Origin of the sequence: Duganella sp. Leaf61, assembly GCF_001421905.1 — a bacterium.
Lineage (GTDB): Bacteria > Pseudomonadota > Gammaproteobacteria > Burkholderiales > Burkholderiaceae_D > Rugamonas > Rugamonas zoogloeoides.
Genome location: NZ_LMLM01000028.1, coordinates 138,657 through 152,738, shown reverse-complemented (window position 1 = coordinate 152,738; position 14,082 = coordinate 138,657). Strand labels below are relative to the sequence as shown.

Sequence of the window (14,082 nt, the reverse complement as noted above, 5' to 3'; positions counted from 1 at the left end):
AGTTATACCTGCTCTGTAAAGAATCGCTTGTCCATTTCCTGCAAACCCACCGTATCGAGTACCTCCTTGAGGCGCTCGGCGGGCCGCTGGCGCGGCAGGTTTTTATAGGTGGCGATAATCAGCTCGTTTTTCATCGAGTGCTCCCAGCCCACCAGTTCCGTCACCGTCACCTGGTAGCCATGGGCTTCCAGTTGCAGACAGCGCAGCACGTTGGTGATCTGGCTGCCGAATTCGCGGGTGTGGATCGGGTGGCGCCAGATTTCCGACAGCGCCGACTTGCCCATCGACTGCCCCTTGTTCTTCTTCAGCACCGACGCGACTTCGGCCTGGCAGCAAGGCACCAGCACGATGTGCTTCGATTTCTTCTTCAGCGCGAAATCGATGGCGTCGTCGGTGGCGGTGTTACACGCATGCAGCGCGGTGACGATGTCGATCTGCGGTGGCAGCAATGTCGATTCGGTGGACTCGGCCACCGACAGCGGCAGGAACGACATGCCGGGGAAGTCGAACTGCGCGGCCAGCTGCTGCGAGCGCGCGACCAGTTCTTCGCGCGTCTCGATGCCGTAGATGTGCGAACCGGCTGCCAGCGCCTTGAAGAACAGGTCGTAGATGATGAAGCCGAGGTACGACTTACCGGCGCCGTGATCGACCAGCGACACATTGCCCTTGGCTGCCAGCACGTCCTTCAACAGCGGCTCGATGAACTGGTACAGGTGATAGACCTGTTTCAGCTTGCGGCGGCTGTCCTGGTTCATCTTGCCGTCGCGCGTGAGGATGTGCAGTTCCTGCAGCAGCGCCACGGTCTGGCCTTCGCGGATTTCGGGCATATTGTCGGCGCCGGTCACCGTGGTACCGATTTTGCCTGCGCCGGTCTTCGGCGCGACCGGCCTGGCGGCCGGTTTGTTTGCCAGCTTCTGTGCGCCAGTCTTGGCAGACGCCATATCAGTGGCTACCTTCGCTGGCGTGGTTGATCGTGTATTTCGGGATCTCGATCACCATGTCTTCGTCGGCCACCACGGCCTGGCACGACAGGCGCGACACGGCTTCCAGGCCCCAGGCCTTGTCCAGCATGTCTTCTTCGGTTTCGCTCGCTTCGTTCAGCGACTCGATCCCCTCGCGCACCAGCACGTGGCAGGTGGTGCAGGCGCACGATTTTTCGCACGCGTGCTCGATGTTGATGTCGTTCTCGAGCATGATGTCGCACAGGGTCTGGCCCGGCTTGGCTTCAACGACGGCGCCGTCCGGGCACAGTTTGGCGTGGGGCAGGAATACGATTTGTGGCACTTGATACCTCAGTAGTTTTAGTTGTTTTTTCAGACGACCTGGTCGAGCGCCTTGCCCGCCAGCGCGCTGCGCACGCTGCGGTCCATCCGGCGCGACGCGAATTCCTCGGTGCCGTGCGCCAGCGCTTCTACCGCCGCTTTCACGGCGCCGTGGTCGGCCGCGCCGCTTTGCGACCTGGCCAGCACGTCGCGGGTGGCGGCCAGCAGCGCATCGACTGCCATGCGCTCTTCGTCGGACAGCAAGGCGGCGTCTTCGTCCAGCGCCGCTTGCGTGGCCAACAGGATGCGTTCCGCCTCCACCTGCTCTTCACGCAGGGCGCGGGCGATCATGTCCACGTCGGCCGATTTATAGGACTCTTGCAGCATGCGCGCGACGTCGTCGTCTCCTAACCCATAGGCCGGCTTGACGCTGATCGACGCTTCCACGCCCGAGCGCAGTTCGCGCGCCGACACCGACAGCAGGCCATCGGCATCGACCTGGTACGTGATGCGGATGCGCGCCGCGCCAGCGGCCATCGGCGGAATGCCGCGCAGCTCGAAGCGTGCCAGCGAACGGCAGTCGGTGACCAGTTCGCGCTCGCCTTGCAGCACGTGCACGGCCAGCGCGGTCTGGCCGTCCTTGAAGGTGGTGAACTCCTGTGCGCGCGCGCATGGAATGGTCGAATTGCGCGGGATGATTTTTTCCACCAGCCCGCCCATGGTCTCGATACCGAGCGACAGCGGAATCACGTCGAGCAGCAGCCAGTCGTCGCCTGCGGCGCGGTTGCCGGCCAGCAGATTGGCCTGCACGGCAGCGCCGAGCGCCACCACCTTGTCGGGATCGATGTTCGCGTGCGGCGTGGTGTGGAAGTACTCGCCCACCGCGCGCTGCACGTGCGGCATGCGCGTGGCGCCGCCGACCATGACCACGCCATCGACGTCGTCTGGATCGATGCTCGCGTCGCGCAGCGCCTTCTTGATCGCATTCATGGTCTTGGCGACCAGGTGTTTGGTGATCTCGTGGAAGGTCTCGGCGGTGATGCGCAGGTGGACTTCCTCGCCCGAGTTGAGGATGGCGTCAACCGTCACTTCGGTCTTGTTCGACAGCAGTTCCTTCGCCTCGCGCGCCTTGATCATCAGGGTGGCGGTGTCTTCGTCGGACAGCGGCGCCAGTTTTTCCTGTTGATGGATGTAGCAGAACAGGCGGTGGTCGAAGTCGTCGCCGCCCAGCGCCGAATCGCCGCCGGTGGACAGTACTTCGAACACGCCCTTCGACAGGCGCAGGATCGAAATGTCGAAGGTGCCGCCACCGAGGTCGTACACGGCGTACACGCCTTCGGAGCCGTTATCGAGGCCATAGGCAATCGCCGCAGCGGTCGGCTCCGACAGCAGGCGCAGCACGTTGATGCCGGCCAGTTGCGCGGCATCCTTGGTGGCCTGGCGCTGGGCGTCATCAAAATATGCGGGCACGGTGATTACCGCGCCCACCAGGTCGTCGCCAAGCGAATCTTCCGCGCGCTGGCGCAGGGTGGCCAGGATTTGCGCCGAGATCTCCACCGGGCTCTTGATGCCGGCCACGGTTTTCAGTTGCACCATGCCGGGCGTATCCTGGAAATCGTACGGCATGTTTTCCACGTAGGCGATATCGGCCAGGCCGCGTCCCATGAAGCGCTTGACGGAGACGATGGTGTTTTTCGGATCCGTCGCCTGCGCCTGCTGGGCCTTGTAGCCGATGTTGGCATGGCCGTTGGGCAGGTAGCGCACCACGGACGGCAGCAGCGGCCGGCCGTCTTCGTCATTGAGCACTTCCGGGATGCTGTTGCGCACGGTGGCAACCAGTGAATTGGTGGTGCCAAGGTCGATCCCCACCGCCAGCCGATGCTGGTGCGGTGCGGTGGACATGCCTGGTTCGGAGATTTGCAGAAGTGCCATGGGTGGAACCTGTATTCTTGTTGGTTTGCCTGGGCGGCATGGGGAACCTGTAGCGGCCCCGCAGGCCTCAGGCTTCGATTGCTTCGAAGGCGAAGCGGACTTCTTCGCCGAATTTTTCGAGGAACATCAGCGCGCGCACGCCCTGGGCGGCGCCGGTGTAATCGGCGGCGTCGAGCTGCTGTTCGATGTCGGCCAGTTGCGCCTTGCGGGCAGCGCGCAGGTCGCGGTCGAGCGCGTCGAGGGCATCGCTGTTTTTCGCGGCGCGGGCGTCGCCCAGCGCTTCGCGCCATTCCATCTGCTGCATCAAAAACGCTACCGGCATCGCGGTATTCGATTCGGTCTGCAGATCGACGCCGTGCAGCTCGCACAGGTATTGGGCGCGCTTTTGCGGGTTCTTCAGCGTTTGATACGCCTCGTTGGCGCGCGTGGCCCACTGCATGGCGACGCGCTTTTCAGCGTCGGTCGCGTTGACGAATTTGTCCGGGTGGACCCGGCTTTGCACATCGCGGTAGGCGTTGTCGAGCGCATGGGCATCGACCGCGTACCGCTGCGGCAGCTGGAACAGCTCGAAGTGATTTTGCATAGGCGGTTTAAATACGGAAACTCTCGCCGCAACCGCAAGCGTCTTTTTCGTTCGGGTTGTGGAACTTGAAGCCTTCGTTCAAGCCTTCGCGTGCGAAGTCCAGCTCGGTTCCGTCGATGTACGGCAGGCTTTTCGGATCGACGAAAACCTTCACGCCGTGCGACTCGAACACGCTGTCCTCGTCCGCCACTTCATCGACATACTCGAGCTTGTACGCCAGGCCCGAGCAGCCGGTGGTACGCACGCCAAAACGCAAACCGACGCCCTTGCCGCGACGTTCGATGTAGCGATTGATGTGCTTGGCTGCTTTTTCGGTCAGGGTAATTGCCATCTAATTCTCCGTGGCGTCCCCGAAGGGACGCTTATTACTTGACGTTAGGCCGTAACGGGATGCTTGGCCTGGTAATCCTGAACAGCCGCCTTGATCGCGTCTTCTGCCAGGATCGAGCAGTGAATCTTGACCGGTGGCAGTGCCAGTTCTTCGGCGATTTGCGTGTTCTTGATGGCCAGCGCCTGGTCGAGGGTTTTGCCCTTGACCCATTCAGTCACCAGCGAGCTCGAGGCGATGGCCGAACCGCAGCCGTACGTCTTGAATTTCGCATCTTCGATCAGGCCATCGGCGCCAACCTTGATTTGCAGTTTCATCACGTCGCCGCACGCTGGCGCGCCGACCATGCCGGTACCGATGCTGTCATCGCCCTTGTCGAAAGCTCCGACGTTGCGTGGGTTTTCGTAGTGGTCCAGTACTTTTTCCGAGTAAGCCATTTTGTTGCTCCTGTATCTTTTAGGTGATTCGTACGTAGCGCGCAGCGTGATTAGTGCGCGGCCCACTGGATCGAGCTGATGTCGATCCCTTCCTTGAACATGTCCCACAGCGGCGACAGTTCACGCAATTTGCCCACTTTCGACTTCATCAGTTCGATGGCGAAGTCGATGTCTTCTTCGGTCGTGAAACGGCCGATGGTAAAGCGGATCGAGCTGTGCGCCAGTTCGTCGCTGCGGCCCAGGGCGCGCAATACGTACGATGGCTCCAGGCTGGCCGAGGTGCAGGCCGAACCGGACGACACGGCCAGGTCTTTCACGGCCATGATCAGCGACTCACCCTCGACGTAGTTGAAGCTGACGTTGAGATTGTGCGGCACGCGGTGGTCCATGTCGCCGTTGATATAGGTTTCTTCGATTTCCTGCAGGCCGGTGGCCAGGCGGTCACGCAGCGCCTTGATGCGCGAAATTTCGGTATCCATTTCCACTTTGGCCAGGCGGAACGCTTCGCCCATGCCCACGATCTGGTGGGTAGGCAAGGTGCCCGAACGCAGGCCGCGCTCGTGGCCGCCACCGTGCATTTGCGCTTCGATGCGCACGCGCGGCTTGCGGCAGACGTACAGCGCGCCCACGCCTTTCGGGCCGTAGGTTTTGTGCGCGGTAAAGGTCATCAGGTCAACCTTGGTTTTTTGCAGGTCGATCACGATCTTGCCGGTCGCTTGCGCGGCGTCGCAGTGGAAGATGATACCTTTCGAGCGGCACAGCGCGCCGATTTCGTCGATCGGCTGGATCACGCCAATTTCGTTATTCACCAGCATGACCGAAATCAGGATGGTGTCGGGACGGATGGCGGCGGTCAGCTGCTCGATGGTGATCAGGCCGTTGTCCTGCGGTTCCAAGTACGTCGCTTCGAAGCCCTGGCGTTCCAGTTCGCGCACGGTGTCGAGCACAGCTTTATGCTCGGTTTTTACCGTGATGATGTGCTTGCCGCGGGTCTTGTAGAACTGCGCTGCGCCCTTGATGGCGAGGTTGTTCGACTCGGTGGCGCCGGAGGTCCAGATGATTTCGCGCGGGTCGGCATTGACCAGGGCGGCGACGTGGGCGCGCGCCTCTTCCACCGCTTTTTCAGCAGTCCAGCCGTACATATGGCTGCGCGATGCGGGATTGCCGAACTGCTCGCGCAGGTAAGGAATCATGGCATCGGCCACGCGCGGGTCGATCGGCGTGGTGGCCGAATAGTCCATATAAATGGGGAAATGCGGCGCGGTCTGGAACTTTACGGCGGCGAGATTTTTTTCTGGGGCGTTCATCTGGTAACTCCGTTCATCTTTTGTTTTTAGCCTGGCAAGCAATGCGCTCAACCCAACGCGGCCTGGTTTTCATTGCGGTGCATAACCACCACGCTTTGGTCGGCATGCTTTTGCTTCTGTTGATCGACCAGATCCTGCAACGACACGGAATCGAGGTAATCAACCATTTTTTCGTTCAGCGTGGCCCACAACTCGTGGGTCATGCAACGCACGCCACTGGCTGCGTCCGCCCCGTGGCAATTTTCCTTGCCGCCACACTGGGTGGCGTCCAGCGGCTCATCGACGGCGATGATGATGTCGGCCACCGTGACCTTGTCCGCGCGGCGGGCCAGGCTGTAACCACCGCCCGGACCACGGATCGATTCGACAATTTCGTGGCGGCGCAACTTGCCGAACAATTGCTCCAGGTACGACAGCGAAATGGCCTGGCGCTGGCTGATGCCCGATAGCGTGACCGGGCCCTTGCCTTGGCGCAAAGCCAGGTCAATCATCGCAGTCACAGCAAAACGGCCTTTAGTGGTCAGACGCATCACTACCTCGGTTCGGTTAAAATATCGACCCTGCCTGCCCCGCTCAGTGTATGTTTAAGCCTGAGTAGTTGATCGAATTAGTCAAGTATACCAAACTTTGGCGAAGCTTGCCGGTGGCACCTCGGTTTTGACCTGTGGCTAAGCTTTCAATAGTTGCATCGGGCTAAACAGTGCGTGCATGTCCTGGTTGGCAATAAAACTCAGGTTGTATGGATGCTCCGCCACGATCTGCGGAAACTCGTTCATTACCGGCAATTTCTTCAGCAGTTCGGCGATCTTGCCCCACAGGATCATGGTGGGCGTGGTGGCCGACTGCGCGGCCAGACCGGCCATCACGGTTTCGAAAAACGGCAGCCAGGCCTTGGCATCTTTAACGGGCGCGACGTGGCTGCGGAACACCAGCGACGCGTTCAGCAACAAAAAACCCTGGCCAGTCAACTTGCGCTGCATGTCGTCCAGGGTCTGGATATGGGTGCCGGCGCCGCTGCGCGCGCGGGTCGAGACAGCCGCCATGGCGTCGCCGGCGGTATTGTCCAGCTGCAGTTGGCCATCGGCCACCAGCAGCATCTTCATGAAGTTGCGCAGCGACGTGGCCTTGTTGACCGCCTTCGACAAGCCGCCGCCCTCCTCGCTCGACCACAGGCTGCCGACGGCGCCATCCATGAAACATACGCCGGTGGCACTCAGCGCACGCGGGTACGGCCCCTCGCCCACCAGGACATAGCGCACCTGGTCCAGCGGCAAGGCAAACGCGGCAAACAAACGGCCTTCGGTAGGCAGGTACTGGTCAACTGCCAGTTGCGGCAGGTAATCGGGCGTGGCCTTCATCACCGCCTGCAGGCCCTCGATTAACAACGGGCGCCAGGAAGCGTCGGCGCCATCGAGCGCGGCAAGGATAGAATCGGGGATGGTCATGGCTGCAAGGCAATCGGACAAAGGCGAGATTGTAACTTGCCTGCTTGCAGCTACCTAGCCATTGTTGCTTAACCAGCCACCTTCGAAGCCGGCCCGCTGCAAGCCGGTGCAGATGTATTCGTTGCCACGCATCAGGCGCCAGATAAAGTCGTGCAGGTAGTTGTCGGCCATGATGATGGCCGGCCCCTTGTCAATGCCGAAGTGGTACGGCGACACCCAGCGCATGCAGCCGCCGCGCGCGTGGTGGAACACGGTGGAAAACGAGGGTTTGAAGCCGCACTGGCGCTCCTCGTGCAAGTCCAGGGTCTGGTAGTGGCGGATGGTCGGCAGCACGATCTCGGGCGCGAACGGCAATGAAGCTGCGACTGCCCACGGCGCCAGCGTGCCGTCGTCCGGGCCGTACGGTACGCTGCGGGCGATGTAATCGTAAAATTTTCGCTGTACGCCGCCGATCTTGCGGGTGCCCGGGCCCGGGCCGTCGCAGGCCGAAATGCCCCAGTGCAGCGCGTCGTACTCCGGAAAGCCGAGCGGGTTTTCGATCGCATAGCGCTGCTGGACCAGCGTGGCGCGGCGGCTGTTCTCAAAATAGTCGAGGTCGTGAGCGCGCATGGGATGATCGCGGATGCCGCGCATATCGAGCCACACGTGCGACATCTGGTGAATGAACAGCGGCCCCGCGTACAGGTACTCGATGTCGTAGACGGTTTTCCATTCGTAGCTGGCGGCCCATGCATCATAGCTGTCGCGTTCGATCGGGTGCGTGGGCGAGCCCAGCGCCAGCACGTACAGGATCAGCGCCTCGTCGTAACCTTCCCAATGCCAGCGCAGGAAACCTTTTCCGGGCTTCCAGCCGTGGCACAGCAGGCGCTTGCGGCGGCGCATCCATTGCCAGTCCACGCGGCGGTACAGCAGGTCGCCGAGGTCGCGGATTTCGCGTTCATCGTCATCGGCGCCGGTGAAGTATTCGACTACAGCCAGCACGCCAGCGATCAGCAGCGCGGTGTCGATGCTCGACAGTTCGCTGTCGCGCGCCCGTGCGCCGGTGTCCATGTCGAGAAAGTGATAATAAAAACCCTTGTAGCCGCTGGCGCTCGGCGATTCGCTCTGCTCGCAGTTGGCGAAAAAGCGCAAGGTGGCCAAGGCGCGGGCGACGGCATCGGAATGCGGCATGAAACCGCGCTCGACGGCGATCGGGTAGCAGGTCAGCGCCATGCCAACCGCAGCGATGCTGGCGGGCCAGCCGGCGCCGGCGGTCTTGTCACGCACCAGGCCGTTGGCGGGATTGGCTTCGGTGACAAAGTAGTCGAACGACTCCCTCTGCAATTGGCCCAGCAGCGCCACGGTCGCGTCATCGACTGCGAGCGGCGGGCGCTCGATACGCGGCATAGTCGTCATGTCAGGCCCGGGCAGTTGTTGTAAAACTGCATCGTGTCATACCTGTGGCCGGTGGTATGTGCCTGAACTAACGGACCAGCTTGCCCGAGTGACGCTATTCGGCATCCGGCTGCGCTGCCGGGTGCGCGCGCTGGAATGCGGGCAACGCCGCGCAGTGATCGTGGATGCGCGTGATGGTGGGATACGGCGCCAGATCGACACTGAAACGCTGGGCGGAAAACACCTGCGGCGCCAGGCAGCAATCGGCCAGGCCGGGCTGGTCGCCGTGGCAAAAGGTCCCGGTGCGCGGGTTACCGGCCAGCATGGCTTCGAGCGCCGCCATGCCGGTACGCAGCCAGTGCTGCTGCCACGCCAGCTTGGTCTCGTCGGTTTGCTCCAGCTGGCCGGTCAGGTATTTCAGCACGCGCAGATTGCCCAGCGGATGGGTATCGGCCGCGATGGTCAGCGCCAGCGCACGCACGCGGGCCCGGCCAGCGTGGTCTGGCGGCAGCAAGGGGGCTTGCGGCCGGGTCTCGTCGAGGTACTCAAGAATGGCCAGCGACTGGGTCAGGATGGCGCCGCCATCGTCGAGCGCAGGCACCAGCCCGGCCGGGTTGATGGCGCGGTACGCCGCCTGCAACTGCTCGCCGCCACCGCGCAGCAGGTGCACGGGCAGCGCCTGGTAATCCAGCCCTTTCAGTTCAAGCGCGATGCGCACCCGGTAGGCAGCCGAGCTGCGGAAATAGGTGTAGAGCTTCATCAGCTCTTTTCGCCATAGTGAACGACGGCCTGGTCGATGGCGCCGAAGATGCTGGCGCCGTTGGCATCCTTCATCTCGATGCGCACACGGTCGCCGAACTGCAGGTATGCCGTTTGCGGCTTGCCCGTTTCGATGGTTTCGTACATGCGCACTTCGGCCAGGCAGCAATAGCCGACGCCGCCGTTGGCGATGCTCGACCCGTGCAGGTTGCCCTGCTTGTTGGACACAGTGCCGGAGCCGATGATGGTCCCGGCCGCCAGCTCGCGCGTGGCGGCCGCGTGCGCCACCAGCCGGGCGAAATTGAAGGTCATGTCCTCGCCAGCGTTGGGCTTGCCGAACGGCTGGCCGTTCAGCTCCACCAGCAGCGGCAGGTGCAGCTTGCTGTCCTGCCAGTGCTGGCCCAGTTCGTCGGGCGTGACCGCCACCGGCGAAAAGGCGCTGGCCGCCTTCGACTGGAAGAAGCCGAAGCCCTTGGCCAGTTCGTTGGGGATCAGGTTGCGCAGCGAGACGTCGTTGACCAGCATCACCAGGCGGATTGCGGCGAGGGCATCCTCGACAGCCACGCCCATCGGCACGTCGGCGGTGATCACGGCCACTTCCGCTTCCAGGTCGATGCCCCAGTCAGTGCTGAGCGCATAAATCGGGTCGTTGGGCCCGATAAAACTGTCGGAGCCGCCCTGGTACATCAGCGGATCGGTGTAAAACGACGCCGGCACCTCGGCATTGCGCGCCTTGCGCACCAGTTCCACGTGGTTGATATAGGCAGAACCGTCGGCCCACTGGTAGGCGCGCGGCAGCGGCGAGTGGCAGGCGTGCTGGTCGAATGGCCGGGCATCGACCGCTTCGCCGGTATTGAGGATGTCGTACACCGCCTGCAGGCGCGGCGACACCAGATCCCAGTTGTCGAGCGCGTGTTGCAGGGTCGCGGAAATCTTGGGCACCGCTTGATAGTGCGACAGTTCGCGGCTGACGACAACCAGTCGGCCATCGCGGCTGCCATCCTTGAGGGTGGCGAGTTTCATGCGCGGGCTCCCGGTTGGGCTGTTTTTTCCGCGGTGGCGATGGTGCTTTGGTGCATGACAGGTCTCCGTAATGTGCGCGATGGTTTCCCTGGGATTAGACGCCAATCCCAGATATCATGCAAACGAGTTTTTTATCACTATTTATCACATTTCCTTATGAATCCAAGTTTGCGCCACATGCGCGCCCTGGTGGCGCTGGCCAAGACCGGCAGTTTTACGCTGGCCGCCGAGCACCTGCACCTGACCCAGTCGGCCCTGAGCGGCCAGATCAAGGAGCTCGAACAGATCTTGGGCTTGCGCGTAGTCGAGCGCACCACGCGCAAGGCGCAATTATCGGAGCTGGGACGAGAACTGACGCCGCTGTTCGAGAAAATGCTGCAAGACCTCGACCGCACCATGGCCGACATTGCCAGCCGCAAGGCGCTCAAGCAGGGCGTAGTGCGGGTGGCGGCGCCGCAGATGTTGTCGTGCACTTTGCTGCCAGAGGCGATTGCCGCCTACCGCGACCTGCATCCCGACGTGCAGGTGCGGCTGGCCGACAGCCCGGTGGAGCAAGTATCGGCGCGCGTGTTCAGCGGCGAGGTGGACTTCGGCATCGGCCCCGACCGCGACACCACGGCCGACATCGTCGCCGAACCGCTGTTCGAGATGCCGTTCGTGGTGGTATTTCCCGAAGGCCACCCCTTGCAACAGGCGCAGCACGTGACCTGGGCCGACGTCGACCGCTATCCTTTTATTGCATTGCAAGGCCAGTTCACCGAACGGCTGTTGCGCGATATGCACACTTCATTCCGGGATTTATCGCTGCGGCCAGCCAACGAAGTGACCTTCATGACCACCGCGCTGGCGATGGTCCACGCCAATCTCGGCATCACGGTCTGCCTGCCGTACGCCGAGAAAATGGTCGCGCTGTACGGCCTGCACATGCGTCAACTACAGGCGCCAGCACTGACCCGGCGCTTTTTCGTGTACACCCGCAACGCCCGCGCGCTGTCGCCGGCCGCCGACAGTTTTGTTGCGTTTCTCAACCAATTCGTCGCCGCCCATCCATGGCAAGTGTCGTTGCTGTAAAGAATATTTACATTTAATCCAATGACACACTGACAAGCGCCTGTTTATCCTGAGCCGATGAACATCCTGCATATCGACTCCTGCGTGCGCGGCGACCAGTCGCGCTCACGCCAACATACGGCCGCTACCGTGGCCGAACTGACTGCCGCCCACCCGGGCACCCACACCATCTACCGCGACCTGGCAGCCGCGCCGCTGTCGCACGTGAGCGGGCCGCTGCTGCAAGCGATGAGCCGGCAATGGAATGTCGCCATCCCGATGCATCCCGACCTGCGTGCCGAAGTGCTGCTCAGCGCCGCGCTGCTGCAAGAGTTCATCGATGCCGACATCGTGGTGGTCGGTGCACCCATGCACAATTATTTCGCGCCGTCGTCGCTGAAGGTGTGGCTCGACCGCTTGCTGCCTTTGCACGATCCGAGTGAAAACGATTGCATGGCCGAAATACAGGTGGTGCTGGTGACGTCCGGCGCGGACGACACGGCCAGCGCCACGCTGATGCGGCACTACGAAGAGCAGTTGGAGGCCGCCTTCGCGTCGATCGGTGTGCGACAATTGCAGATCGCGCGCAGCAGCGATTTTGCCGCGCAGGCAGACCGTGCCTGACCTGCTGGCAGTGCCGCAGGCAGATACACCACAGTACAGCAAGACCGACATGACAGCAGACACCATCGCCATCAACCAGAAAATGGACCAGTTCGACGGCCACCACAGCGTATGGCTGTTCGGCTACGGTTCGCTGATCTACAAGGCCGACTTCCCCTACCTGCAACGGCGCCCCGCCAGCATCGCCAACTGGACCCGGCGCTTCTGGCAAGGCTCGCACGACCACCGAGGCACGCCCGACGCGCCGGGCCGCGTAGTGACCCTGATCGAAGCGCCGGGCGTCATCTGCCACGGCATGGCCTACCTGATCACCCCCGAGGTATTCGCCCATCTCGACCATCGCGAGAAGGACGGCTATTTACGATTGGCTACGCCGATCAGTTTCGAGGATGAAGAGGCTGACAATGCACCCGAAAGCGTCCTGGGACTCGTCTACATCGCCACGCCGGACAATCTCGCCTTCATCGGCGAAGCGTCCGAGCGCGACATCGCCGAACATATTGCCCGCTCGGCCGGCCCCAGCGGGCCCAATAGCGACTACCTGAACCACCTGGCCCACGCGCTGCGCGAACTGGGCCGCGATGATCCGCACGTATTCGAAATCGAGCGGCACTTGGTGGAACTGGCCAGCCGCATGGCGCGCACCTGAGCGGCTAGCGCATGCGGCATCCTTGTAACCGGCCGGCACGCTGGCGCAGTCCGCGCACCGTGGCCACATCCGCGCGTCTCAGAACAAATCCAGCTGACCGCTATTGACCACCCTGGCCCGCGCCCCCAGCGGCGGCACCACCAGTGGTCGCACGAACTGCGAGGCGTCCATGGTGTGGAAGCGGCTGCCCTGCCCCGTCAGCCCCAGCCGCTCGGCAGCAATCTTGAAGCGCTGCTTGATCAGGTCGGCCCACACGCCCTCGCCCTTCATGCGCGTGGCGAAGTTGCTGTCGTAGTCCTTGCCGCCGCGCATGTCGCGTACGCGGTTCATCACGCGCTGGGCGCGGTCGGGAAAGTGCGCTTCCAGCCATTGGTGGAACAGCGGCGCGACCTCCCACGGCAGGCGCAGCACCGTGTAGTGCGCCGAGACGGCGCCGGCGTCCTTGACCGCCGCCAGCAGGCGCTCGATTTCCGGTTCCGTCACGAACGGGATGATGGGTGCGACGCTCACGGCCACGGGTATGCCGGCGTCGGTAAGCGTGCGGATGGTGCGCAGGCGCCGGGCCGGCGCGGCGGCGCGCGGCTCCAGCGTGCGGGCGATGGCCGGATCGAGCGTGGTGAGCGTGATCGCCACGCCAGCCAGGCGCTGCGCGGCCATGGGCGCCAGGATGTCGATGTCGCGTTCGATCAGTGACGACTTGGTGATCAGCCCCACCGGGTGGTGGCACTCTTGCAGCACTTCGAGCACGCGGCGCGTGAGCTTGCGGTCGCGCTCGCACGGCTGGTAGGCGTCGGTGTTGACGCCCAGCGCTATCGATTCCGGCACGTAGCCGGACTTGGCCAGCTCGCGGCGCAGCATGTCGGGCGCGTTGACCTTGGCGAAAATCTTGCTCTCGAAGTCCATGCCCGGCGACAGGCCAAGATAGCTGTGGGTGGGGCGGGCAAAGCAGTAAATGCAGCCATGTTCGCAACCACGATACGGATTGAGCGAGACACCGAACGGCAAGTCCGGCGAAGCATTGCGGCTGAGGATGGACTTGCAGACCTCGTCGATGACCTGGGTTTTCCATGGTGTGGACTCCTCTTCTTCGCATTGCCAGCCGTCGTCGTATGACTCGCGCGCGTGGACCTCGAACCGGCCCTGCAGATTGGACACGGCGCCACGTCCCTTGTGCGCCTTGAGCGACGGCGGCGGCAACATTACATGCGATTGGTTATTTTCGTCGTGGGACATGGCTGACCTGAATACTGTATATATAAACAGTATTCTAGGCGCTCGCCCGGACCATATCAAGTTCTAAATCATCCGT

The 14,082-nt window shown here is 62.6% G+C and carries 16 protein-coding genes; 3 read left to right on the top strand and 13 right to left on the bottom strand.

From position 1 onward, the window contains the following. Positions 1 to 2: 2 nt before the first annotated feature. The 12 genes from ASF04_RS15775 to ASF04_RS15720 form a co-directional block, all read right to left on the bottom strand. Positions 3 to 827 (bottom strand): SAM-dependent methyltransferase, encoded by an 825-nt coding sequence (locus ASF04_RS15775; RefSeq protein ID WP_056144656.1) that lies wholly within the window; start codon positions 825 to 827, stop codon positions 3 to 5. 115 nt (positions 828 to 942) lie between these two features. Continuing rightward, positions 943 to 1,284 (bottom strand): ISC system 2Fe-2S type ferredoxin, encoded by a 342-nt coding sequence (gene fdx / locus ASF04_RS15770; RefSeq protein ID WP_056143563.1) that lies wholly within the window; start codon positions 1,282 to 1,284, stop codon positions 943 to 945. Between the two features lie 29 nt (positions 1,285 to 1,313). After that, positions 1,314 to 3,194, bottom strand: coding sequence for a Fe-S protein assembly chaperone HscA (gene hscA / locus ASF04_RS15765; RefSeq protein ID WP_056143560.1), 1,881 nt, complete (start codon positions 3,192 to 3,194; stop codon positions 1,314 to 1,316). Positions 3,195 to 3,261: 67 nt separating this feature from the next. After that, the gene (gene hscB / locus ASF04_RS15760) at positions 3,262 to 3,777 is read right to left on the bottom strand and encodes a Fe-S protein assembly co-chaperone HscB (protein ID WP_056143557.1); all 516 of its coding nucleotides are present in this window, start codon (positions 3,775 to 3,777) and stop codon (positions 3,262 to 3,264) included. A 7-nt stretch (positions 3,778 to 3,784) separates the two neighbouring features. Then, on the bottom strand, positions 3,785 to 4,108 hold the full coding sequence (iscA, locus tag ASF04_RS15755; protein ID WP_019920390.1) for an iron-sulfur cluster assembly protein IscA: 324 nt from the start codon (positions 4,106 to 4,108) through the stop codon (positions 3,785 to 3,787). Between the two features lie 44 nt (positions 4,109 to 4,152). Then, entirely contained in the window at positions 4,153 to 4,542 is a 390-nt protein-coding gene (gene iscU / locus ASF04_RS15750) for a Fe-S cluster assembly scaffold IscU (protein WP_056143554.1), read from the bottom strand. Between the two features lie 50 nt (positions 4,543 to 4,592). Next, positions 4,593 to 5,849 (bottom strand): IscS subfamily cysteine desulfurase, encoded by a 1,257-nt coding sequence (locus ASF04_RS15745; RefSeq protein WP_056143551.1) that lies wholly within the window; start codon positions 5,847 to 5,849, stop codon positions 4,593 to 4,595. 47 nt (positions 5,850 to 5,896) lie between these two features. Then, positions 5,897 to 6,379 carry a Fe-S cluster assembly transcriptional regulator IscR gene (gene iscR, locus ASF04_RS15740; protein ID WP_026637015.1) on the bottom strand — a complete coding sequence of 161 codons (483 nt, stop codon included), beginning with the start codon at positions 6,377 to 6,379 and terminating at the stop codon, positions 5,897 to 5,899. Between the two features lie 138 nt (positions 6,380 to 6,517). After that, entirely contained in the window at positions 6,518 to 7,294 is a 777-nt protein-coding gene (locus ASF04_RS15735; RefSeq protein WP_056143548.1) for a hypothetical protein, read from the bottom strand. Positions 7,295 to 7,348: 54 nt separating this feature from the next. Continuing rightward, complete coding sequence (locus tag ASF04_RS15730; protein WP_056143545.1) at positions 7,349 to 8,680, bottom strand: glucoamylase family protein; 1,332 nt, start codon at positions 8,678 to 8,680, stop codon at positions 7,349 to 7,351. A 103-nt stretch (positions 8,681 to 8,783) separates the two neighbouring features. After that, the gene (gene maiA / locus ASF04_RS15725) at positions 8,784 to 9,428 is read right to left on the bottom strand and encodes a maleylacetoacetate isomerase (protein ID WP_056143542.1); all 645 of its coding nucleotides are present in this window, start codon (positions 9,426 to 9,428) and stop codon (positions 8,784 to 8,786) included. After that, positions 9,428 to 10,450 carry a fumarylacetoacetate hydrolase family protein gene (locus tag ASF04_RS15720; protein ID WP_056143539.1) on the bottom strand — a complete coding sequence of 341 codons (1,023 nt, stop codon included), beginning with the start codon at positions 10,448 to 10,450 and terminating at the stop codon, positions 9,428 to 9,430. The genes maiA and ASF04_RS15720 overlap by 1 nt, the downstream gene beginning before the upstream one ends. Before the next feature lie 156 nt (positions 10,451 to 10,606). Here ASF04_RS15720 and ASF04_RS15715 point away from each other — a divergent pair, with 156 nt between their 5' ends. Genes ASF04_RS15715 through ASF04_RS15705 form a run of 3 tightly spaced genes read left to right on the top strand, consistent with a single transcriptional unit; the run spans position 10,607 to position 12,773 of the window. Then, entirely contained in the window at positions 10,607 to 11,521 is a 915-nt protein-coding gene (locus ASF04_RS15715; RefSeq protein ID WP_056143536.1) for a LysR family transcriptional regulator, read from the top strand. Positions 11,522 to 11,578: 57 nt separating this feature from the next. Beyond that, the gene (locus tag ASF04_RS15710; protein WP_056143533.1) at positions 11,579 to 12,124 is read left to right on the top strand and encodes an NAD(P)H-dependent oxidoreductase; all 546 of its coding nucleotides are present in this window, start codon (positions 11,579 to 11,581) and stop codon (positions 12,122 to 12,124) included. Between the two features lie 49 nt (positions 12,125 to 12,173). Continuing rightward, entirely contained in the window at positions 12,174 to 12,773 is a 600-nt protein-coding gene (locus ASF04_RS15705; RefSeq protein WP_056144653.1) for a gamma-glutamylcyclotransferase, read from the top strand. 78 nt (positions 12,774 to 12,851) lie between these two features. On the opposite strand, the gene ASF04_RS15700 is transcribed toward ASF04_RS15705, so the two are convergent. Continuing rightward, positions 12,852 to 14,006 carry a PA0069 family radical SAM protein gene (locus ASF04_RS15700; RefSeq protein WP_082488807.1) on the bottom strand — a complete coding sequence of 385 codons (1,155 nt, stop codon included), beginning with the start codon at positions 14,004 to 14,006 and terminating at the stop codon, positions 12,852 to 12,854. Positions 14,007 to 14,082: the final 76 nt, after the last annotated feature.

Coding starts and splice junctions, on each gene's coding strand:
- ASF04_RS15775 (WP_056144656.1), bottom strand. CDS start 827: ATGCCCGAAATCCGCGAAGGCCAGACCGTGGCGCTGCTGCAGGAACTG.
- hscA (WP_056143560.1), bottom strand. CDS start 3,194: ATGGCACTTCTGCAAATCTCCGAACCAGGCATGTCCACCGCACCGCAC.
- hscB (WP_056143557.1), bottom strand. CDS start 3,777: ATGCAAAATCACTTCGAGCTGTTCCAGCTGCCGCAGCGGTACGCGGTC.
- iscA (WP_019920390.1), bottom strand. CDS start 4,108: ATGGCAATTACCCTGACCGAAAAAGCAGCCAAGCACATCAATCGCTAC.
- iscU (WP_056143554.1), bottom strand. CDS start 4,542: ATGGCTTACTCGGAAAAAGTACTGGACCACTACGAAAACCCACGCAAC.
- ASF04_RS15745 (WP_056143551.1), bottom strand. CDS start 5,849: ATGAACGCCCCAGAAAAAAATCTCGCCGCCGTAAAGTTCCAGACCGCG.
- iscR (WP_026637015.1), bottom strand. CDS start 6,379: ATGCGTCTGACCACTAAAGGCCGTTTTGCTGTGACTGCGATGATTGAC.
- ASF04_RS15735 (WP_056143548.1), bottom strand. CDS start 7,294: ATGACCATCCCCGATTCTATCCTTGCCGCGCTCGATGGCGCCGACGCT.
- ASF04_RS15730 (WP_056143545.1), bottom strand. CDS start 8,680: ATGCCGCGTATCGAGCGCCCGCCGCTCGCAGTCGATGACGCGACCGTG.
- maiA (WP_056143542.1), bottom strand. CDS start 9,428: ATGAAGCTCTACACCTATTTCCGCAGCTCGGCTGCCTACCGGGTGCGC.
- ASF04_RS15720 (WP_056143539.1), bottom strand. CDS start 10,450: ATGAAACTCGCCACCCTCAAGGATGGCAGCCGCGATGGCCGACTGGTT.
- ASF04_RS15715 (WP_056143536.1), top strand. CDS start 10,607: ATGAATCCAAGTTTGCGCCACATGCGCGCCCTGGTGGCGCTGGCCAAG.
- ASF04_RS15710 (WP_056143533.1), top strand. CDS start 11,579: ATGAACATCCTGCATATCGACTCCTGCGTGCGCGGCGACCAGTCGCGC.
- ASF04_RS15705 (WP_056144653.1), top strand. CDS start 12,174: ATGACAGCAGACACCATCGCCATCAACCAGAAAATGGACCAGTTCGAC.
- ASF04_RS15700 (WP_082488807.1), bottom strand. CDS start 14,006: ATGTCCCACGACGAAAATAACCAATCGCATGTAATGTTGCCGCCGCCG.